22 protein-coding genes are annotated in these 20,565 nt (G+C 70.4%); 8 read left to right on the top strand and 14 right to left on the bottom strand.

Annotated features, from left to right (window positions below):
• Window positions 1–3: 3 nt before the first annotated feature.
• From ASG95_RS11170 to ASG95_RS11160, 3 genes are all read right to left on the bottom strand, one after another.
• Entirely contained in the window at window positions 4–1,581 is a 1,578-nt protein-coding gene (locus tag ASG95_RS11170; protein ID WP_057377498.1) for an ABC transporter substrate-binding protein, read from the bottom strand.
• 77 nt (window positions 1,582–1,658) lie between these two features.
• Window positions 1,659–3,221, bottom strand: a complete 1,563-nt coding sequence (locus ASG95_RS11165; protein ID WP_057377497.1) for a hydantoinase/oxoprolinase N-terminal domain-containing protein — start codon at window positions 3,219–3,221, stop codon at window positions 1,659–1,661.
• Entirely contained in the window at window positions 3,205–4,275 is a 1,071-nt protein-coding gene (locus ASG95_RS11160; protein ID WP_056921236.1) for a DUF917 domain-containing protein, read from the bottom strand. Before ASG95_RS11160 ends, ASG95_RS11165 begins: the two co-directional genes overlap by 17 nt.
• Window positions 4,276–4,379: 104 nt before the next feature.
• Between ASG95_RS11160 and ASG95_RS11155 the strand changes: the two genes are divergently transcribed.
• A complete protein-coding gene (locus ASG95_RS11155) occupies window positions 4,380–5,861 on the top strand; it encodes a CdaR family transcriptional regulator (protein WP_057377496.1) in 1,482 nt (493 codons plus the stop codon).
• A gap of 11 nt (window positions 5,862–5,872) precedes the next feature.
• Here the strand turns inward: ASG95_RS11155 and ASG95_RS11150 are convergent, their stop codons facing one another.
• A complete protein-coding gene (locus tag ASG95_RS11150) occupies window positions 5,873–6,493 on the bottom strand; it encodes a histidine phosphatase family protein (RefSeq protein WP_235543767.1) in 621 nt (206 codons plus the stop codon).
• Between the two features lie 25 nt (window positions 6,494–6,518).
• On the opposite strand from ASG95_RS11150, the gene ASG95_RS11145 reads away from it, so the two are divergent.
• Genes ASG95_RS11145 through ASG95_RS11135 form a run of 3 tightly spaced genes read left to right on the top strand, consistent with a single transcriptional unit; the run spans window position 6,519 to window position 8,352 of the window.
• Entirely contained in the window at window positions 6,519–7,364 is an 846-nt protein-coding gene (locus ASG95_RS11145; RefSeq protein WP_057377494.1) for a PhzF family phenazine biosynthesis protein, read from the top strand.
• A complete protein-coding gene (locus tag ASG95_RS11140; RefSeq protein WP_056920975.1) occupies window positions 7,364–7,903 on the top strand; it encodes a DUF1697 domain-containing protein in 540 nt (179 codons plus the stop codon). Before ASG95_RS11145 ends, ASG95_RS11140 begins: the two co-directional genes overlap by 1 nt.
• Window positions 7,903–8,352: an OsmC family protein gene (locus tag ASG95_RS11135; RefSeq protein WP_056920976.1), complete on the top strand. Its 450-nt coding sequence runs from the start codon at window positions 7,903–7,905 to the stop codon at window positions 8,350–8,352. The genes ASG95_RS11140 and ASG95_RS11135 overlap by 1 nt, the downstream gene beginning before the upstream one ends.
• Here the strand turns inward: ASG95_RS11135 and ASG95_RS11130 are convergent.
• From ASG95_RS11130 to tdh, 3 genes are read right to left on the bottom strand one after another with little or no spacing between them, the layout of a single operon-like run.
• On the bottom strand, window positions 8,349–8,912 hold the full coding sequence (locus ASG95_RS11130) for a dihydrofolate reductase family protein (RefSeq protein ID WP_057377493.1): 564 nt from the start codon (window positions 8,910–8,912) through the stop codon (window positions 8,349–8,351). The two genes, ASG95_RS11135 and ASG95_RS11130, sit on opposite strands and share 4 nt — an antisense overlap.
• Before the next feature lie 9 nt (window positions 8,913–8,921).
• Entirely contained in the window at window positions 8,922–10,130 is a 1,209-nt protein-coding gene (locus ASG95_RS11125; protein WP_057377492.1) for a glycine C-acetyltransferase, read from the bottom strand.
• Window positions 10,131–10,133: 3 nt separating this feature from the next.
• A complete protein-coding gene (gene tdh, locus ASG95_RS11120; RefSeq protein WP_056921237.1) occupies window positions 10,134–11,171 on the bottom strand; it encodes an L-threonine 3-dehydrogenase in 1,038 nt (345 codons plus the stop codon).
• Between the two features lie 104 nt (window positions 11,172–11,275).
• Here tdh and ASG95_RS11115 point away from each other — a divergent pair, with 104 nt between their 5' ends.
• Window positions 11,276–11,896, top strand: a complete 621-nt coding sequence (locus ASG95_RS11115; protein ID WP_057377491.1) for an L-threonylcarbamoyladenylate synthase — start codon at window positions 11,276–11,278, stop codon at window positions 11,894–11,896.
• 3 nt (window positions 11,897–11,899) lie between these two features.
• Here the strand turns inward: ASG95_RS11115 and ASG95_RS11110 are convergent, their stop codons facing one another.
• Both ASG95_RS11110 and ASG95_RS11105 read right to left on the bottom strand, forming a co-directional pair.
• Window positions 11,900–12,745 carry an aldo/keto reductase gene (locus ASG95_RS11110; protein WP_057377490.1) on the bottom strand — a complete coding sequence of 282 codons (846 nt, stop codon included), beginning with the start codon at window positions 12,743–12,745 and terminating at the stop codon, window positions 11,900–11,902.
• Between the two features lie 2 nt (window positions 12,746–12,747).
• Complete coding sequence (locus tag ASG95_RS11105; protein WP_162259395.1) at window positions 12,748–13,347, bottom strand: TetR/AcrR family transcriptional regulator; 600 nt, start codon at window positions 13,345–13,347, stop codon at window positions 12,748–12,750.
• A gap of 147 nt (window positions 13,348–13,494) precedes the next feature.
• Between ASG95_RS11105 and ASG95_RS11100 the strand changes: the two genes are divergently transcribed.
• On the top strand, window positions 13,495–14,961 hold the full coding sequence (locus ASG95_RS11100; protein ID WP_057377488.1) for an MFS transporter: 1,467 nt from the start codon (window positions 13,495–13,497) through the stop codon (window positions 14,959–14,961).
• Between the two features lie 157 nt (window positions 14,962–15,118).
• Here ASG95_RS11100 and ASG95_RS11095 read toward each other — a convergent pair whose 3' ends face one another.
• Window positions 15,119–15,529, bottom strand: coding sequence for a VOC family protein (locus ASG95_RS11095; RefSeq protein ID WP_056921238.1), 411 nt, complete (start codon window positions 15,527–15,529; stop codon window positions 15,119–15,121).
• Window positions 15,530–15,534: 5 nt separating this feature from the next.
• A complete protein-coding gene (locus tag ASG95_RS11090) occupies window positions 15,535–15,996 on the bottom strand; it encodes a helix-turn-helix transcriptional regulator (protein WP_056920983.1) in 462 nt (153 codons plus the stop codon).
• Between the two features lie 34 nt (window positions 15,997–16,030).
• On the opposite strand from ASG95_RS11090, the gene ASG95_RS11085 reads away from it, so the two are divergent.
• Window positions 16,031–16,570: a hypothetical protein gene (locus ASG95_RS11085; protein WP_235543765.1), complete on the top strand. Its 540-nt coding sequence runs from the start codon at window positions 16,031–16,033 to the stop codon at window positions 16,568–16,570.
• Here the strand turns inward: ASG95_RS11085 and ASG95_RS11080 are convergent.
• The 3 genes from ASG95_RS11080 to ASG95_RS11070 all read right to left on the bottom strand — a co-directional run bounded on the left by ASG95_RS11080 (window position 16,488) and on the right by ASG95_RS11070 (window position 19,738).
• A complete protein-coding gene (locus ASG95_RS11080) occupies window positions 16,488–16,847 on the bottom strand; it encodes a single-stranded DNA-binding protein (RefSeq protein ID WP_057377486.1) in 360 nt (119 codons plus the stop codon). The two genes, ASG95_RS11085 and ASG95_RS11080, sit on opposite strands and share 83 nt — an antisense overlap.
• 123 nt (window positions 16,848–16,970) lie before the next feature.
• Entirely contained in the window at window positions 16,971–18,071 is a 1,101-nt protein-coding gene (cax, locus tag ASG95_RS11075) for a calcium/proton exchanger (protein WP_200961902.1), read from the bottom strand.
• A 14-nt stretch (window positions 18,072–18,085) separates the two neighbouring features.
• The gene (locus ASG95_RS11070; RefSeq protein WP_057378864.1) at window positions 18,086–19,738 is read right to left on the bottom strand and encodes an HAD family acid phosphatase; all 1,653 of its coding nucleotides are present in this window, start codon (window positions 19,736–19,738) and stop codon (window positions 18,086–18,088) included.
• A gap of 151 nt (window positions 19,739–19,889) precedes the next feature.
• Between ASG95_RS11070 and ASG95_RS11065 the strand changes: the two genes are divergently transcribed.
• Window positions 19,890–20,402, top strand: coding sequence for a GNAT family N-acetyltransferase (locus tag ASG95_RS11065; RefSeq protein ID WP_057377485.1), 513 nt, complete (start codon window positions 19,890–19,892; stop codon window positions 20,400–20,402).
• Window positions 20,403–20,565: the final 163 nt, after the last annotated feature.

Genomic DNA, 20,565 nt, shown 5'->3' with positions numbered 1-20,565 from the left:
TCGTCATGACTGGGGGACCAGGTCGTGGACGAACACCACGTTGGCGTACGACGGGTTGTCCACGTAGCCGCCGACGGACGAGGAGTACGCCCGGTGGTAGGTCTCGACTCCGAGGACGGGGGAGACGGCCTGGTCGAGCAGCGTCTTCTGCAAGCGCAGGTACTCCTCCTGCACCTTGTCGCGGTCGGTGGCCGTCAGCGCCTGGAGCCGGTCGATCGCGGCGTCCGCCGCGGGGTCCTTCCAGTAGGCCAGGTTGAAGCTCACCGCAGGTGCGGACCGGTAGAGGTTGACGAACCAGGAGAACGGGTCCGCGTAGTCGGGGTACCAGTAGAAGAGGAAGATGTCCTGGCGCTTCGCCCGGTCGGCGGACTTGCCCAGGGCCCACTGCGTCTCCCACGCCAGGCCGCGTGCCCGCAGGGTGATCCCGACCTTCGCCAGGTCCGACTTGATGAGGGACACCGTCGTGGCCAGCTCAGGCGTGCCCGAGGCATAGGTGAGGTCGAGGGACAGGGGCCGGGTCCCGGGGCCGTAGCCGGCCTGCTGGAGCAGCTCCTTGGCGCCGGCCGGGTCCGTCACCTGGCGGACCTCTGGGCTGTGGCCGAGCAACCCCTCCGGGACGACCCCCTGGGCCGGGGCCACGCTGCCCTTGAGCGCGGTGACGATGCCCTCGTAGTCGATGGCCTTGGCGACCGCTCGACGCACCCGCACGTCCGCCAGGGGACCGCTGGCGGTGTTGAACATGGCGATCATGTTCTCGAACGAGGGCTGCGTCGACGTGTGGACCCCCGTGGTCGACTTCAGGGACTGGAACAGCGGTGGCGACAGGCGCCCGACGAAGCTCACCTGACCGCTCTGGAGCAGTTGTGCTGCGGTGGTCTCCTGGGGAACGACCCGGAAGCGCAGCTGCTCGTAGTGCTCACCCTGCCAGCCTCGCCAGTACGTGGGGTTGGCCTTGAGGGCCAGCTCGTTCTCCTGGCCCTTGTGGTAGTCCTCGACGACGTAGGGTCCCGTGCCTGCCGTGTGCCCGGCCTCGAACCAGGCCGCCAGGTCTGCGGGAGCCGCTGCCGCCGTGTCGTAGATGAACGCGCCGTAGGCGGAGGAGGCGATGAGGTCCATGGGGGCTGCGTACTTCAGCTGGAGCTCCAGCGTGGTGGCGTTCGGTGCCGTGACCGTCTTGACCGGGTCCCACTCGTAGGACGCGCCGCCGGCGAGCTTGATGGTGCGCTCGATCGCGGTCTTCGCCGCGCGCGCGTCAGCCGGTCTGCCGGTGCTGAACGTGACGCCGGGGTGGAGCGTGAAGGTCCAGGTCAGCCCATCCCGCGAGGAGGTCCAGGAGTCGGCGAGCAGGGGTTTGACCGTGCGCGACGCACTGTCGTACCTCGTGAGCTGCTCATAGATGTTGTTCATCGCGATGACCTCGTTGGAGTAGGCCGTCGCGGGATCCCAGCCGGTCATCACCTCGAGGTTGTTGGCATAGGTGAACGTGGTGCTTCCGCTGGCTTGCCCCTGGGGTGGAGTGCCGGTGCACGCGGCGAGGAGCAGGACCGCCGCAGAGGCGGTCGCAGTGAGGACGGTACGCATGACAGCTGCTCCTGACGCTCGGTGAGGGTGGGGCCCCCGTGGTGGTGAGACAGGTGGCGAGGGATTCGGTGTCGTCATCACTGCCGCCCCAGGGGACCGACGGCCTTGACGCTGATCCGGGCAACCGGCTCGGTGAGGTAGGCCAGGGGGATCTCGTCGATCTCGACCACCTCGACGAACTCGGGGTCGGCGCCGGCGTGGATGGCGCGGGCGGTCGCCTGCGCGGACGCCGCGGAGATCGCCTCGGCCCGGCCGTTCGAGAGCGACACCACCTCGTCCCAGCGTCCACTCACCTGGGCGATGGCGGCGCCGATCGCGTTGGCGACGTCGTAGTGCTCCGGACGATGGATTCGTGACACTCCCTCCAGCGACTCCGGGATGAGCACGGAGCCACCGCCCACCACCACGAGGGGGGTGTCGCCGCGGCCGAGCTTCATCCGGTCGACCGCGTCCGCGAGCATCTCGTCGGCGGCCGCGAGGGCGGCCGCCAGGGTTGGTCGGTGCTCGTCAGGGACCCTGGTGGTTCCGAAGGCGGCCCGTCCGCCGAGCACCGCCGCGTCGCTCATCGTGGGCGTGTCGCCCCCGAACGCCAGCCCCTCCTGCGGCAGCCGGTAGCCGACGCTGTCCGGGCCGATCCCCACACCGTCGGAGTTGCTGTGCACGACCGTTCCGCCGCCGAGCGCGATTGCCAGGACATCCGGCATCCGGAAGTTGGTGCTCACACCTCCGATGTCGACGCTCGCCGCCGACTCACGGGGGAAGCCGTTGACGAGCATGCCGAAGTCGGTCGAGGTGCCGCCGACATCGGCGACCAGGGCGTCGGTCAGCCCGGTGAGGAAGGCCGCCCCACGAATGGAGTTGGCCGGGCCCGAGCCGATGGTCAGGATGGGGAAACGCACGGCGTACTCGAGACCCATCAAGGTCCCGTCGTTCTGGGCGAACAGCACCGAGGCGTCGATCTCGTGCTCAGCCAGGGCCGTGGTCAGGGCGCTCGCCACCTCGCGGGCCACCCGCGTCAGCGCTGCGTTGAGTACCGTGGCGTTCTCGCGGGGCAGCAGTCCCAGCGTGCCGATCTCGTGGGACAGGGACACCACCACCTCGTCCCCGAGGACCTCGCGGGCGATGTCTGCGGCCGCGAGCTCGTGCTGGGCCGACATCGGGGAGAAGACCGCAGAGATGGCCACCGCGTCGACCAGACCGCGCACGGACTCGAAGAACACCCTCGTGGTGCCCGCGTCGAACGGGACGATCTCGCGGCCGTCGTACTCGAAGCCACCCTCGACCACCACGGCGTGGCCGCCCACGGCGCGGACGAGGTCCTCGGGCCAGCCGAGGAACGGCGGTGCGCCCAGCGTGGACGGCGCGCCCACCCGCAGCACGGCGACGCTGTGCAACCGGCGCCGCTCGAGGACGGCGTTGGTGGCGTGGGTCGTGCCGAGCATCACGTGGCTGATCCGCTGTGGGTCGACCCCGGGCTGCGCAGTCACCGCTGCGATGGCGGCGCGGATGCCGGCGGTGACGTCCTTCGACGTCGGCTGTTTCGTCTTCGCGACGACCTGGTCGTCACGGTCGAGGACCACGGCGTCGGTGTGGGTCCCGCCCACGTCGATACCGAGGCGGAGATCAAGCGTGTGCGGCATGGGAACCCTCCACAGGGACGAAGTCGATGTCGTAGCCGAAGGCCCTCGGACCGGCGATCTCGATCCCGGCCGCCGTGCGCCAGATCGGCGCCGAGGGAAAGGCGATGACCACGACCCGCTGGCCGTAGCGCACCCGCTCGGTGGCGATCGCGTCGGCGGTCTGGCTGTCCACGAGCGTGATCAGGTCGGGCACGATCGCGAGCACGGTGCCGTCCTCGAGGGCCACCAGGTTCTCGTTCTGCACCTCGACCCGCACGTAGCGGCCGGCGTCGGCGCCGTAGCCCTCCACGACGATGCTTCCGCGCACGAACCCACCGGCTGTGTGCCGCTCGACGTCGACCACCTTTCCCTCCACGAGCCGGATGGCGCCGACGACGTCGACCAGAGCTGCCACCGGATCGGCCGCACCGTCCACCGCGCGCCCGATCTGCAGGGCTCGCGTCACGCTCCCCTCGATGACCGCGCCTCGGGCCTGCCCGACCGTCATGACGTAGTCGGCCATTGCCGCTGCCCCGCCGAAGACCTCCGCCGCCGCGCGCGCCAGCCGTTCGGCCCAGCGCCCGTCGACGGGACGCAGCAACACGACGTTGCGGCGCTCGTCGGCCACGACGATGAGCTCCGGCTGCAGTCCCGCGACGTTCATCGACACCATGTGCACCTCGGGGAAGGCACGGCCGATCGCGTCGGCGTCGACCACGGGTAGACCAGTCCGGGCCGCGGCGGCCAAGGGGAAGAGGCCGTTGCCGCCGCCGATCTCGCTGGCCATCAGCGCGACCACCGGCGCACCCAGCGCCTGCTCCACCGCGTCCCGAAGGTAGGTCACCTCTTGGCCGGACCCGAGCTTCTCCGCTCCCACCGACGGCGCACCGATGCCGCCGACCGGCATGAGGATGCCGTCGTCGGGCAGGTCGTCCAGGGTGACCAGCCGGACGGGGCCGAAGTCGCGCAACGCCTGCCGCGCGATGAGGGCGTCCGTCGCGACCTCCCCGCCACCGCCGGTGCCCAGCACCGCACACCCTCGGGCCAAGGCCTCTACATCCGTTGCCTCGATCATCATGGTGCCCGACGCTAGTGACGTTGACGGCGTTACTCTTGGTCCAGGGATACAGAGTCTTGAACGCCATTGGATCCGCAGTACAGATTGCCGAGGAGTCGCAGGTGGACGTGACCGTCGAGGACCTGCTCCGAGGCCCCGCCGGAGCCTGGCTCAGCCCGCGGGTCGTGCCCGACAGCCCTCGCGGGATCGACCAGGCCACTCTGCTCGAAGACGTCTCCTTCAGCGATGCGCTCCGCCCTGGTGCCGTGGCAGTGTTGAGCCGGGCCGCTGAACGCGGGGCCAGCGGCTACCGGTTCGACGTGCTCGTCCGCGACGCGGTCGCCATGGAGGTGGCGGCGCTCGTGGTCCGGGCGTCCACCCGCCGGTCGGTCACGGCCGAGAGCCTGGCGTTGCGTGGCCGGGTGGCCCTGCTGGAAGTGGCCGACACCGCCGACCCGCTCCAGGTGCTCGACTGGATCGGCGCCGTGGTCAGCGGGGACTCCCGGGCCGACCTCGCCAGGCTCGCCGCTGCGGCAGCATTCGAGCCGGACGAGTCGCAGCCCGTCGACGCCATCATCGAGGAGCTGACCCGGCTGACAGGGGTGACTCTCGCGCTCGGGTCCGAGGACCTCGATGTCACGGGCGTCGGAGCGGAGATCGTCGTCGACGGCCTCGCGTCCGGCACGGTGGTCTCGACGGAGGACAGCCCCCGGGCGACGGTGGCCTGCCGGTTGGCCGCCGCCACGCTGTCCGCCGCGCTGACCGAGCGCGAGCACACGGTGATGCGGCCAGTGCGCTCCGCCTCGAGTGCCCTTGGCCAGCTGCTGCTGTGCTCGCAGGCCAGCCTCGCGACGGTGGCCGGCCGCGCGGTCGACGCCGGGCTGGCGGTGGACGGGTGGCACTGTGCCGTGCGGGTCACTGTGGACGGCGCCTCCGGCGAGCCCGACGAGGCGGTCCTCGCCGCCTTGGAGCAGCAGGTGGCCCAGGTGATCGCCCGCCGTGGCCGCGACCCCCGCGTCTCCTGGACGGTCGCCCGGCCCGACGTCTCGGTGGTCCTCGTGCGGACCACTCGGGCGGACCCTCGGCGTCGCAGCGAGCCGCTCGGCCGGGTCATGGTCGACGAGGTGCTGCGCGAGGTGTTTGACCGGGCTCCGGACGACCGGTTCCGCGTCGGGGTCGGCACCCCCCATGACGGCGCCAGTGGCCTGCGGATCTCGGTGGAGGAGGCGCGGATCGCCCTCGCGTCCGCCCAGCTGAAGGACGATGCCGTCAGCATCGCGACCTTCGACGCGCTGGGGCTGCGGCGGATGCTGGCGGAGTGGCTGGCCACCGACACCGCACGCGACACGGTGCGCGACCTGCTGGCGCCGCTCGACGCGCTGGGCCCGGAGAAGTCCGCCCTGGCGGTCGAGACGCTGCACGCCTACCTCGACGAGCGGGGCTCCCTCAAGCGTGCCGCCGCACGACTCAACGTGCACCGCAACGCAGTGGTCTACCGGATGGGGCAGATTGCCGACTGCCTGCCCTACGACCTGACGGACGCCGACGACCGCTTCACCCTGCAGCTGGCCTGCCGGGCGAGGCTCATGACGGCCAAGCCCTAGACCGGCACAGGTCAGTGGCCGGCGACGGCCGGCCCGTGGTTCCAGACGCGGATGGCGGGCTGCTCGCGCTCGAACTGCAGCACGCTGACCGACCCCGCGTCGAGCAGCAGCTGGGCGCCCAGGCGCGGCTCCTGGCGCAGGAAGACGCTGGTGAGGACCCGCAGGCAGTGGCCGTGCCCGACCAGGGCGACGTCCCCCTCGGCCATCGCGGCGAGGGCGCGCTTGACGACGCGGGAGGCGCGGGCCGCCACCTCCTCCACGGTCTCGCCGGGGGTGTCGCCCGGCGGCACGCCGTCACGGAACACGGTCCAGTCGTAGCCGAGCTCGTCCCGGATCTGCGGCGTGGTCAGGCCTTCGTAGCCGCCGTAGTCCCACTCGAGGAGGTCGTCGTCGACCTCGGGCGTCAGTCCCGCGAGCTCAGCGGTCCGTCGCGCGCGCTGCAGCGAGGAGCTGAGGGTGAGGACGAAGTCGTAGTCGGCGACCAGCCGACCGGCCTGACGGGCGAGCTCCTCACCGTGCTCGGTCAGCGGGACGTCGGTGCGCCCGGTGTGCCTCCCCGACCTCGACCACTCCGTCTCGCCGTGGCGCAGCAGCACGAGTCGGCCATCTGGTGTCGCGGGCGGCGAGGTCACGGCGCCAGTCTGACAGAGTGGGCGCATGCGCTTGAGGTACCGGCTGCTCAACGTCTTCGCGCACGCGGACGACCCGTTCTCGGGGAACCCACTGTGCGTCTTCGAGGACGGCTCGGCACTCTCCGACGGCCAGATGCTCGCGCTGGCACGGCAGTTCAACCTCTCCGAGACGACGTTCCTCGTGGCCCCGGCAGCGGGCGCCGACGCGGGGGTCCGGATCTTCACGACGTTCTTCGAGATGCCCTTCGCCGGGCACCCGACGCTCGGCACCGCCCACGTCGCCCGCGAGCTCCACGGGCTGGGTGACCGGCTCGGCCTGTCGATGCCGGCCGGCGTGATCCCCGTGGCGGCACAGGGAGACCGGTGGACCCTCACCGCCAACTCCGGCCACGTGGAAGCAGACCTGGCCGTCGACGACGTCGCGGCGGCCCTCGGGCTGGACCCCGAGGACCTCGTCGGTCCCGTGCAGCAGGTCAGCGTGGGCACCTCCCAGGTCATCGCCCAGGCCGCCTCCGTCGAGGCAGTGCGGCGCGCCCGAGCCAGGCCCGAGCTGCTCGGTGGGTATGCCGGCATGGGCGCCAGAGGTGGCGAGACGCTCGTCTACGTGTGGTCACCCTCGGGGGAGGGGCGGATCGAGGCGAGGGCCCTGGTCAGCGACGGCCAGGCCGTGTCGGAGGACCCTGCCACGGGATCGGCATGCTCGAACCTCGGTGCGTGGTTGGTGGCCCAGGGCCGGTCGGGTCGCTGGACGGTCAGCCAGGGGGAGCAGGTCTCGCGGCCCTCGTCCCTCGAGCTCGGCGTGACCGAGGAGGGGACGGTCACGGTCGGCGGGCTGGTCCGCGTCGTGGGGTCCGGAGAGGTCGTGCTCTGATGGCGGGCTACATCGTGTTCCTGCGGGCGGTCAACGTCGGGAAGCGCCAGCTGAAGATGGCCGACGCGCGAGAAGTCCTGTCGGACAACGGTTTCGGTGACGTCGAGTCCCACATCCAGACCGGCAACTTCTTCGTGTCCTCGCCGCTGCGCAGTGTGCCGAAGCTCGAGACCGAGGTGGGTCGGGTCCTCAGTGCCCATGCCGGCTTCGACATCGTGGCCATCGCCCGCAAGCCCGCCGAGCTGCCGGCCCTGCTCAAGGAGGTGGACGGCATACCGGAGCAGGTGAAGGGGGAGACGAGTCGCTACGTCAGCTTCTGCACGACCGCACCGTCCGCGGCCGCGACCAAGGAGCTGCACGCGCAGGAGGCCGCGCGCGAGCGCGCCACCGTCATCGGGAAGGATGTCCTCATGGAGTTCGCGGTGCCGTTCAACGAGGCCAAGCTCACCGGCGCGCGCATCGAGAAGATCCTTGGTGTCCCGGGGACGGCCCGGAACATCACCGTCGTCCGCGCGCTGGCGCAGAAGTGGGGTGCCTGATGGCAGAAGAGACCGGCGGCACGGGTACCGGCCACCGCTCGATCAGCATGACCCGGGTCGAGAAGGGGCTGTACGAGGTCACCAACGCCAGGGGCGGCACGATGCTCCTGGGCGGGGGAGGGGACTCCACCGACTTCACCCCCGTGGAGCTGTTGCTCGCCGCGATCGCCGGCTGCAGTGCCACCGACGTCGACTTCATCACGACCAAGCGAGTCCAGCCGACGTCATTCACGGTGACGGGGGCGGGGGAGAAGCTGCGGGACGACGACGGCAACCGGATGGGCGACCTCCGGGTGGAGTTCTCGGTGACCTACCCCGAGGGCGCTGACGGTGACCGAGCCCGGGAGATGCTGCCCAAGGCGATCGCGATGTCCCACGACCGGCTCTGCACGGTCACCCGCACGGTGGTGCTGGGCACCCCCATCGTCAGTGGGATGGCGCAGGACTAGGGGCGGTCGACCAGGTAGCGCAGGAACACCACTCCGTCGCCGAAGGTGTGCTGCTCGGCCAGCCGCAGGGCGACGGTGGCGTCACGGGGCAGGGCTGGAGTTCCACCACCGACCGAGACCGGGTGCAGGTAGAGGGAGACCTCGTCGACCAGGCCGGCCCGGAAGGCCTCGGCCGCCAGGGTCGGGCCACCGATGCCGAGGTCGGCCCGCGACGTGGCCTTGCGCTGCGCGAGGCCGGCGGCGCCGAAGTCGTGCACGAGCTCGGTCCGTGGGGTGTCCACCTCCGTCAGGGTGCTGGAGACGACGACCTTGTCGGCGGCCTGCCAGATCCGCCGGTAGTCGGCAGACACCGAGGATCGGTCCGACCCGTTGTCGTCGCTCGCCCAGTAGCGCATCACCTCCCACATGCGACGGCCGTAGACATAGGTGCCGACGGTGCGCTCACGGTCGTTGACGAAGGCGTGCACCTCCTCGCTCGGCACTGCCCAGGCGAAGCTCCCTGAGGCATCGACGGTGTAGCCATCGAGCGAGGCGATCGCGGAGTAGAGGAGCCGGGCCACGGTCCCGCCTCAGGCGACCCGGTCGCGAGCGTCCACGAAGGCGGCGACGCAGGCCCGCACGTCGTCCTCGGAGTGGCCCGCTGACAGCTGCACGCGGATGCGCGCCTTGCCCTGGGGCACCACGGGATACGAGAACGCGATGACGTAGACGCCCTGCTCGAGCATCGCGTCGGCGACCTGGGCGGCCAGCCGCGCGCCGTCGTCGCCGGGGAACATGACCGGGGTGATGGCGTGCTCGCCGGGCAGGAGCGTGAAGCCGGCATCGGTCATCAGCTCGCGGAACAGCACCGAGTTGGCCTGCAGCCGGGCCCGCGCGTCCTGCGAGCCGGCGGCGATCTCGAGGGCCTTGAGGGAGCCGGCTGCCACGCTAGGGGCGACCGCGTTGGAGAAGAGGTAGGGACGGGACCGCTGCCGGAGCAGGTCGACGATCTCGCGGTGCGCACTGACATAGCCTCCGGAGGCGCCTCCGAGGGCCTTGCCCAGGGTGCCGGTGACGATGTCGACCCGGTCCATCACCCCGAACCGTTCGGGGGTCCCGCGACCGCCAGCACCCACGAACCCGACGGCGTGGCTGTCGTCGACGAGCACCATCGCCCCGAACTCGTCGGCGAGGTCGCAGATCTGGTCGAGCGGGGCCAGGAACCCGTCCATCGAGAACACCCCGTCGGTCACGACGACCTTGCGTCGCGCGCCGCCCTCCGTGGCTGCCTCGAGCTGCGTGCGCAGGTCGGCCATGTCCGCGTTCTTGTAGCGGAACCGCCTGGCCTTGGACAGCCGGATGCCGTCGATGATCGAGGCGTGGTTCAGCTCGTCCGAGATGATCGCGTCCTCCGCCCCGAACAGCACCTCGAACACACCACCGTTGGCGTCGAAGCAGGAGGAGTAGAGGATGGTGTCCTCCATCTGCAGGAAGTCGGACAGCGCCCCCTCCAGCTGCTTGTGCAGCTCCTGCGTGCCACAGATGAAGCGCACGCTCGCCATGCCGAAACCCCAGTCCTGCAACGCCTTTGCCGCGGCGGCCTCGACGTCCGGGTGGTCGGCCAGACCCAGGTAGTTGTTGGCGCAGAAGTTGAGCGCCTCCGCCCGGACGCCGTCGGCGCGGGCGGTGGTGATGTGGGACGACTGCGGCGAGGACAGCTCGCGCTCACGCTTGTAGAGGCCGGCTTCCTCGATCTCACGCAGGGTCGCGGCCAGCTCGTCCTTGACGGTGCCGTACATCGCTCAGCTCCAATCCATGATGACCTTGCCGCACTGCCCTGACCGGGCCGCGGCGAAGGCGTCCGGCCACTGCTCGGCAGGGAGGCGGTGGGTGATGACCGACGCGATCCGGTCGCGCAGGACGGGTGAGTTCCCGAGCATCGAGCTCATCGCGTACCAGGTGTCGTACATCTCGCGGCCGTAGATGCCCTTGATCGTGATCATGTGCGTGATGACCCGGCCCCAGTCGATGGGGAAGGGGTCCTTGGGCAGGCCGAGCATGGCGACCCGCCCGCCGTGGTTCATGTGGGCGAGCATGTCCTCCACGGCGCTGGGCACCCCGGACATCTCCAGGCCGACGTCGAAGCCCTCCTTCATGCCCAGGGTCTGCATCGCCTCCCCGAGGTCTGAGGTGCGCACGTTGACGACGAGGTCCGCGCCGGCGTCCTTGGCCAGCGCGAGGCGGTAGTCGCTGAGGTCGGTGACGACGACGTGCCGGGCCCCGACGTGGCGGGCCAGCGCGGCGGCCATCACGCCGATCGGTCCTGCTCCGGTGATGACGACGTCCTCGCCGGCCATCGGGAACGAGAGTGCCGTGTGGGTGGCGTTGCCCAGGGGGTCGAAGACCGCACCGAGGTCGGGGTCGAGGTCGTCGGGCTGGACCCAGACGTTCGAGGCAGGGATCACGACGAAGTCGGCGAAGGCTCCGTCCCGGTTCACCCCGATCCCCTTGGTGTGGATGCACATGTGACGTCGGCCGGCCCGGCAGTTGCGACACGTCCCGCAGACGATGTGCCCCTCGCCGGAGGCGCGCTGGCCGACCTTCACCGAGTCGACGTCCTCGCCCACCTCGACCACCTCGCCGTAGAACTCGTGGCCGATGGTCATCGGCGCCTTGACGGTCGAGGCCGCCCAGTCGTCCCACTGCTCGAGGTGGAGGTCGGTGCCGCAGAGGCCGGCCCGCAGGACGCGGATCTTGACGTCGTTGGGGCCGGGTTGCGGTTCGGGGACGTCCACCATCTCCAGTCCGGGGCCGGCGTGGGTCTTCACGAGTGCTCGCACGCCGAACAACATAGCCGTCCGTTCCCGGCCCGCGTATGCCGTGGGGTCACCACCGCGGCCCAGCCATGCGCACCTGCCGGGACCACGCGGCATACAGTCACTGCATGGCCCGCTATCTCGACGTGCACCCGGTGGACCCGCAGCCGCGGGCGATCGGCCAGGCGGTCCAGCTGATCCGCGACGGGGGGCTGGTCGCGTACCCGACCGACTCCGGCTACGCGCTGGGCTGCGCCCTGGGCAACCAGGAGGGCAAGGAGCGGATCGTGCGGATCCGGCACCTCGACGACAAGCACCACTTCACGCTCGTCTGTGCCGACTTCGCCCAGCTCGGCCAGCTGGTGCACATCGACAACCGGGTGTTCCGCGCGATCAAGGCGGCCACGCCGGGTCCGTACACGTTCATCCTGCCGGCCACCAAGGACGTGCCCCGCCGCCTGCTGCACCCGAAGAAGAAGACCGTGGGTGTCAGGATCCCCGACAACCGCGTGGTGCAGGCGCTGCTGGCCGAGCTGGGGGAGCCGATACTGTCGAGCACGCTGATCCTGCCCGAGGAGACGGCGCCGATGACCGAGGGCTGGTTGGTCAAGGAGGAGCTGGACCACCAGGTCGACGCGGTCATCGACGCGGGGGAGTGTGGCACCGATCCCACGACGGTGGTCGACTACTCCGACGGCACTCCGGAGGTCACCCGAGTCGGTGCGGGAGACCCGTCGCCGTTCGAGTGAGGGCTACATCTCCTCGTGGGTGTCGGGGTCGCCCCCGAACAACCGCCCGTCGGGGCGACCGAGCGCGGTGATGGCCGCCATCTCGGGCTCGGTCAGCTCGAACCCGAAGACGTCGAGGTTCTGCCGCTGACGCTCTGGGGTCGCCGACTTGGGCAGGGCGAGGGAGCCGAGCTGGACGTGCCAGCGCAGGATGACCTGCCCGGGCGTGACCTGGTGGGCGGCGGCAGCCTCGGCCACCGCGGGCTCGTCGAAGGGCGCCTGTCGCTTGCCCATGGGACTCCAGGCCTGGGTGCGGATCCCCAGCTCCTCGTGGACCGCTCGCATCTCGGCCTGCGGGAAGTAGGGGTGCAGCTCGATCTGGTTGACGGCCGGGGTCACGCCCGACTCGTCGATGATCCGCCGCAGGTGCGCTGGCGTGAAGTTGCTGACCCCGATGGTGCGCACCAGCCCGTCGCGCTGGGCCTCGACCAGGGCCTGCCACGCCTGCGGGTAGCGGTCCTGGCTCGGGTTGGGCCAGTGGATCAGGGCCACGTCGAGCTGCTCCACCTGGAAACGGCCGGCCGAGTCACGAAGTGACTGCAGCGCCAGCTCTTTCGCGTGGAAGCGACCCGGGATCTTGGTGGTCAGGGCCACCTCGTCGCGTGGGAGACCGGAGCGGCGCAGCGCCTCGCCGACCTCGGTCTCGTTGCCGTAGTTGACGGCCGAGTCGAGCAGTCGGTAGCCCGCCTGCAGCGCGGAGACCAGCGCCACGATGCCGTCCTCGCCCGTGAGCGGGTAGGTGCCGAAGCCGATCGCCGGCAGCGTGGTGCCGTCGTTCAGCTGGTATGCCGTGGTCTCGCCGGTGCCCATGGTCAGCGGGACACGGTCGATACCGGTGCGCCGAACCGCAGTCCGTCATAGACGAGGTCGACCAGGGCCAGGGTGGACGACGGCGGCGTGCTCTTGGGGTCGCTGGTGAGGCAGATGCCACCCAGGGCCCGGATCAGCTCCGGAGCCGCGACGTCCTGGCGGATGACGCCGGCCTCGGTCGCGGGAGCCAGCACCCGCTCGGCCGCCGCGCGCATGGTGGCCCGGGTCTGCTCGAACTGGCCGGCCCGGCTGCCGTTCATCATGGTGCGCAGCAGCGTCACCATGCCCTGCTTGACGGCGTAGAAGTCGACGAAGCCGCGCATCCACTCGCGCAGCGCCTCGCCGGGGTCGTCGCTGGTGGCCAGCTCCCGGGACCGCTGGTCGAGGGCGTCGATCTGCGCGCCGTAGACCGCGAGCACGAGGTCCTCGCGGGTGGGGAAGTGGCGGTAGAGCGTGCCGATGCCCAGGCCGGCGGCCTTCGCGATGTCGTCGAGCGAGGCGTCCGCACCGCGGTCGGCAAAGGCGGCCGTGGCGGCGTCGAGGAGCCGCGACCGGTTGCGGGCGGCGTCCGCGCGCATCGCTTTGCCCTCGTCAGGGGACATCCAGGCCACCACCTTGCATAACCGGAGGGATCCTCCGTATAGTTTCAGAAGCGGAGTGAATCTCCGCTTCCATCCTTCGCAACGACGCGGAGGGATCCTCCGCTTCAAGGCCATCATAGCTCGCGCTGCCTGGAAGGACCTCCATCCATGAGCTCCACTGTTGCCCCGGCCACGTCCGCCCGGACCTGGCTCACTCTCACCGTCGTGCTGACGACCCAGATGATGATCGTGCTCGACGCAGCCATCGTGAACATCGCGTTGCCCGACATGCAGCAGGCGCTGCACATCGCGCCGGCCAACCTGTCCTGGGTCGTCAACGCCTACACCCTCGCCTTCGGGGGACTGCTCCTGCTCGGCGCCCGCGCGGGTGACCTGTTCGGTCGCCGTGCCGTGTTCGCCGTCGGCATGGCGCTGTTCACCGTCGCCTCACTGCTCGGCGGTTCCGCCGACGCGGGAGCCCACCTGTTCCTGGCCCGCGCCGCCCAAGGGGTCGGCGCCGCCCTCGCGGCACCGTCCGCCCTGGCGATCCTGATGGGTCTCTACCCGCGCGTCGAGGACCGCACCCGCGCGATCGGCTACTACACGATCGTGTCGGCGAGCGGTGCAGCCATCGGCCTCATCGCCGGGGGACTGCTCACCAACTACGCCTCGTGGCGCTGGGTGATGTTCGTCAACGTCCCGATCGGCCTCGTGGTGCTCGCGCTGTCGCGCACCGCCCTGCCGAACAGCCGCGCCCACCACGGCCGGATCGACTACGCCGGCAGCCTGCTCTCCACGGCCGGGATGACCGCGCTGGTCTACGGCTTCATCCGGGCGGCCGCCGACGGCTGGGGGAGTGCGACTGCGCTTGCCTCGTTCGCCGTCGCCGTTGCCCTCCTGGCCGGCTTCGTCGCCGTCGAGCGCGCCGTGGAGCACCCCATCACGCCGCTCCACCTGTTCGCCGACCGCGAGCGGGCCAGCGCCTACGTGGCCCGGATGTTGTTGGTGGCAGGGAGCATGGGCGCGTTCTTCTTCCTCAGCCAGTACTTCCAGCTCGTCCTGGGCTGGTCGCCGGTGCGCACCGGGCTGGCGTTCGTGCCGTTCCCGGTGTCGGTCTTCGTGAGCTCCCAGCTGGCCACCCGGGTGTTCGTCCCGCGGTTCGGGGGCCGGAGCGTGATGCTCGTGGGGATGGTCCTGTCGGCCATCGGCCTGGTCATGCTCACGCGCCTGGGTGTCGACACCACCTACCCGCAGCTGATCGGCTCCATGGTGGTCTTCGCCGTCGGCAACGGGACGGCCTTCGTGCCGCTGACCGCCGCGGGGATGGCCCGCGTGGCACCCCAGGAAGCGGGAGTGGCCTCTGGGCTGGTCAACGTGACCCAGCAGGTCGGGGGAGCGGTCGGCCTGGCGATCCTGGTCACGGTGTTCGCCACCGCCGGGCCCGGAGCCGCCTCAGGTCCGGCGGCCAGCGCCCACGCCAAGGACCTGTTCGTCCTCGGGGCTGACCGAGGGTTCGGCGTCGCCGCGGCGTTGATCGCCGTGGCGGTGGTCCTGGTCCTGGCCGTCACCCGGCCACGTCGTCGCACGCCGGTGGTCGCGCCGAATGAGGCACTGGCGCTGGAGCCGGCGGCCTGACCAGCTGACCGTCGGTGCGCCCACCCCGGCTCGACAGGGGGTGGGCGCACCGTCACGTCCCGGGGTGTGCGGGGAGGGGCAGGAGGGCGTTACTTGACATAATGTCGATTATCGGCGTTCTACTGTGAACCCAAGACAGCGCAGAACCGCCGTGCCGTCAGCGCCGCTCCTGGATCCGGATCAGGTTGCCTGCGGGGTCCCGGATCGCACAGTCGCGCACCCCGTAGGGCTGCTCGGTCGGTTCCTGGACGACCTCGGTGCCGCTGGCCTGGACGCGCTCGAACGTGTCGTCCAGGTCAGCCGTGGCCAACAGGATCCCGCCGTAGGTGCCCTTGGCCATCATCTCGACGATCGTCCGGCGTTCCTCGTCGGTGATGCCGGGGTCCACGGCTGGCGGGTGCAGCACGATGGACGTGCCGGGCTGGCCGGTCGGGCCGACCGTGATCCACCGCATGCCCTGGTAACCGACGTCACCGCGGACCTCGAACCCGAGGATGTCGCGATAGAAGCCGAGCGCGGCCTCCGGGTCGTCGTGCGGCAGGAAGCTCGAGTGAATGGTGATGTCCATGGCGGTCACGCTAGCTGTGGCTCGACGGCCGGCGCTTCTCGATTCCTGACCGGTCGGGTGACCTGTTTGGCCACGCAGGACGGGATCCCCGCGACCGACTCAGCCGCCTCGCGCCGGTAGGTGCTCGGCGGCATCCCGACCAGCTCGGTGAAGCGGGTGCTGAAGGTGCCGAGCGACTGGCAGCCGACCGCGAAACACACGTCGGTGACGCTCAGGTCGCCGCGACGAAGCAGGGCCATCGCGCGCTCGATCCGCCGGGTCATGACATAGCCGTAGGGCGACTCGCCGTAGGCCTTGCGGAACTCACGACTCAGGTGCCCGGCCGACATGTGCGCACCCCTGGCCAGGGCCTCGACGTCGAGCGGCTGCGCGTACTCCCGGTCGATCCGGTCCCGGACCCGCCGCAGCACCGCCAGGTCGCGCAGCTGCTGGGGGCGTGGGGCATCGGCGGGCACACGGGTCGTCACACACCGATCGTGCCACGAGGTGCCGGGTGGGACCATGGGCGGACTGTCTGGCCAGGAGGACGTGATGGACCTGTCGAGCTTCTATGCCTTCCTGTCCGCCAGCTGCTTCACGCTGGTCGGACTGTGGTGGAACGTGCTCGAGCGACGGCCCCAGCTGTTGTCCACGCCCGAGGTGCGCAAGCTCGCCGGTGGCATCTACCTGTCGTTCCTCCTGCCGGCCCTGATGGGCCTCTTCGCCCAGGTCGCTCCGGACCGACCGTTCATGTGGCGCACCACGTTCGGGCTGGTGTCCGTCGTCGGGATCGTCTCGACCTGGCGCCTGATCCAGCTCGACGGTCGGGTCCCCCACCCCGGGCCGTTCCGCCGTCACCGGTGGGTCGTGGTCGTCCTCTACACCGCGATCCTCGTGCTGGGACTGGTGCCGTCGCTGGCTGGCTCGATCGGGCTGACGCCGGTCCAGCTCGCGGCCATCGCCCTCATCTGCCTGGTCGTCATCGCCCACGGGCTGACCTGGGAGTTCCTGACGCAGGACGAATCCGCTTCAGCGACAGCGCTTCCACCTCGTAGCGACTGACCGTCACCGTGCCCGTGCGGAAGAACCGCCGCCGCAGGGCACCGACCACCTCGACGAGGTCCTGCGCCTTCAGGCCGCGGGCGCTGCGCCGGGTGCGCGCCGACCAGCACGACACGTCGATGGCGTCGACGCGCCCGGCGCCGGTGTCCGCCGAGCGTGGTACCACCACCCGCAGCTGGGCCACCCGGTCCCCGCTGGGCAGCTCGCGCTCCTGCCCGTCCACGCTGATCCGACCGACCAGCCTGACCTCGTTCGTCCACTCCGCGGAGTCATCCATGGGTCAACCGTGCTGCCCCTCCCCCGCTTGTTCCATCCCTGCAACCAACGCCTGGGGACAAGTCCGTGGCTACCCGCGGTCTGTGGACGACGTGGTCCGTGGACGACTCCGCCCGTGGGCAGCTCAGCCCCACCAGAACGACGTGGCGATCACGGCATACACCGCGATCAGGGCGGCACCCTCGATCCAGGTGGACTCACCGTCGAAGGTGATGAACGCCGTGAGGATCACGGCGATCACGACCGACACCACCAGCATCGGCGCGAAGACCAGGGTGAGGGACGCGAACCCGAAGACCGCGGAGAGGACCACGAGGAGCGGCGCGAGGACGAGGGCGATCTGGATCGGGGAGTTGATGACGATCGAGAACGCGTACTCCGACCGGTTCTGGGCAGCCAGCTGCACCCCCACGACGTTCTCGATCGCGTTGCCGGCGATCGCGACGATGACCAGGCCTGCGAAGGCGTCCGAGATGTTGAGCGCGTCCATGGCCGGCTCGAGCGCCACGACGAACCAGTCGGAGACGAAGGCAGCGGCGGCCGCAGCGACGGCGAGCAGGCCGACCGCGAGCCACACCGGCCACCGCGGCGCCTCGGCGTGCCCAGCGCCCGGGTCCGCCTCGCCACCCGACTGCTTCCGCAGCGACGCGGGGAGGGTGAGGGCGAAGAGCACGAGCAGCACGACCGACACGATCAGGGAGAGCGTCTTCTCGTGCGCCGCGGCCGGGGTGTGCACGTAGTGGGCCAGCGATGGCACGACCATCGCCGCCACCGAGAGCACCATCAGGACGATGATGCTGCGGGCCCGCTCGGAGTTGAGCTGCTGGGTGCCGTGCTTCAGCCCGCCGACGAGGAAGGCCAGCCCGAGCACGAGGAGCAGGTTGGCCAGGATCGAGCCGATCAGGGCCGCCTGCACCACCCCGACCAGCCCGGCCTTGAGGGCGAACAGCGCGATGAACAGCTCGGGCAGGTTGCCCAGCGCCGACTGCAGCACCCCGGTGGCCCCCGGGCCGAACCGGTCGCCGAGCTGCTCCACCGACCGTCCCACCAGCGAGGCCAGGAGGGTCACCGCGACCGCTGAGGCCACGAAGGGCAGCACCGCTCCCCCGCCGGCGAACCGCGTCACGGCCGCGGCGAGCACGGCCAGCCCGCCGGCGCCGAGGATGACGTGGTCGGACCGGACGAAGGTGGGCTGGGTGGTCGTCCGGTCGGTCGTGGTGGGCACGGCGGTGGACGTGCTCAGGGCAGGTAGTACATCGGGTTCGGCAGCTTGACCACGCGGTCGGCACTGCCGCCGACCAGGTCGCTGTACTGGTCGCCGAAGTTGGCCACCACGTCGTACCCGAGGTCACGCTCCACGTGCTTGCGCACCGTGGACTTGTACTCGACGGTGCTGCACGTCGGGTACTTCACGCAGTCGGCCGGGGTGACGTACGCCGGGGGCGTCGTGCCGGTGACCCACTTGGTGAAGTAGTTGTCGGAGGTGAACCCGGTGTAGCCGACCTTGGCGAGGTTGCCGAGCGTCGCCGCCTTCTGGTTGTCGTTGCGCCCGGTCAGGCCGACCAGGGTGCAGCCGGCCGCCGACGCGTCGTTGGCGAGCGAGACCATCCCCGGAGTGGCGAGGAACTTCTGGGGCTGGACCCACTGGGTGTCCTGGACGGTCGGGTTGAAGACGAACTTCATCGCCCCGACCTCCATCTCGTAGCCCCACAGGGTGGTGTCGTCGGCGTCGAGCACGACAGCCGGGTGCTGACCCCGACTGGCCTCGGTGGCGCAGGTCTGCGGCAGCCCGCTGCGCTGCTGCCCCACGATCTTGGTCATCTCCGAGATGTACGGCGACGAGGTGGTGTTGGCGGCGCCGGAGCCCGTCGGGTCGCCGTAGTAGGCGTAGATCGTCTTCTTGACCGAGTCGATGTTGGGGATGCCCTCTCCCCCGGCGGTCAGCCCGCTCGACCCGTCCGGAGCCATCGTGAAGTGGGTCCGGGGAGCCAGCCAGGGCTCGTCGACCCCGGGCAGGTCCGGCGACGGCAGGTAGTAGGTGGGGTTGGGCAGCTTGAGGCTGTGGTCGGCATACCCGCCCTGCAGGTCGGAGAACTGGTCGCCGACGTTGAGGACGATGTCGTACCCGAGGTCCTGCTCGATGTGCTTGCGGGTGCCGGCCTTGTACTCCACGGTGGTGCAGGTCGGGGCGGCGACGCAGGCGAGGTAGGCCGGCGGCGTGGTGCCCGAGTTGTACTTGGTGAAGTAGTGGTCGGACGTGAAGGCCGTGTAGCCGACCTTGGCCAGGTTGTTGACCGTGTGGGTCTTCTGGCTGTCGCTGCGCCCGGTCAGCCCGAAGATCGTGAAGCCCATCGCCTGGGCGTCGTTGACGAAGTCGACCATGCCCGGGGTGGCCGGGAAGCGCTCGCCGTCGACCCACGGCGCCTGGGCAGCGGGGGTGAAGACGAACTTCATGTCGCCGACCTCCATCTGGTAGGTCCAGAGGGTGGTGTCGTCGGCGTCGAAGACGATCGCGGGCTGCCGGTGATGACGCTTGGCGTCGGCCAGCAACCGAGGCAGCGCCCGGCGCTCCTTGGCGATGATCGCGCTCAGCTCACGGATGTAGGGCGAGTCGCTGGGGTTGGCCTGACCGGTGCCGGTGGGGTCGCCGTAGTAGGCGTAGATCGTCTTCTTGACCGAGTCGATGTTGGGGATCCCCTCTCCCCCGACCCGCGTCCCGCTCGACCCGTCGGCCGCCATCGTGAAGTGGGTGCGCGGGGTCAGGCGGTGGTCGGGGCCGGGCGACGCGTGGGCACTCGCCGCACCGGCGCCGGCGACCGTGGCAGCGGCGAGCGCGACCACGGCGGAGCCGGCCAGCACCCCCGTGCGCCTGCTGTGGGAGGAAATGGGCATGGACGCACGCTCCTGGAACTCGTGGTTGGCGTTGGGGTGGGGAGACCGCGGTGCCGGGGATGACCGGAACGTCACCGCGCTGACGCCCGGAGGCTATGCAGGGGCTGACCTGCGCGGAAGTGACATACGTCATGGGTGGCAGACTCGGATCATGGAGGCCCACGACGTCCTGCGTCCGATGACCGATGCCGACGTACCCGCCGTGCTGCAGCTCAACGCCGACCACGTGGAGCTCCTCTCCCCCATGGACGGCGAACGCCTCGCGCGGCTGCGTGGCTGGGCCACCCGTGCAGACCTCATCCAGTGCGACGGCGAGACGGCGGGGTTCGTCCTCGTGTTCGGCCCGGGCACGGAGTACGACTCCGCGAACTACCGCTGGTTCACGGAGCGGTTCGGTGACCGCTTCGACTACCTCGACCGGATCGTCATCGACGACCGGTTCCGGCGCCGGGGCCTGGCCTCCGCGGTCTACGACGCGGTCGAGGCGTCGGCGGCGCCCAGGGGCCGCCTGGTCCTCGAGGTCAACGTCGACCCCCCGAACGAGCCCTCCCTGGCCTTCCACCGGCGACGGGGGTTCGTGGAGGTCGGTCAGCTCGGTCCTGCCGGGCACCGGGTCAGCCTGATGGCCAGGAGTTCTCCGCCGAAAGCAGGAGACGGACCGTGACCTTCCGGGGTTACCCTGCGTTGAGGTAGCAGAGCCGCCCGAGGGGGGTGGCGGACGAGGGAGTGGCAATCGTGGTCGGGCTCGGAATGCGAGCCAGTGTGGTCGCAGGTGCTTTTGCTGTGGTGACGCTGGCAGGTTTCTCGCCGGCCTACGCCTCGAACAC

Origin of the sequence: Phycicoccus sp. Soil803, from assembly GCF_001429685.1 — a bacterium.
In the GTDB taxonomy this organism is placed as follows: Bacteria; Actinomycetota; Actinomycetes; order Actinomycetales; family Dermatophilaceae; genus Pedococcus.
This window is presented reverse-complemented; position numbering and strand designations above follow the sequence as displayed.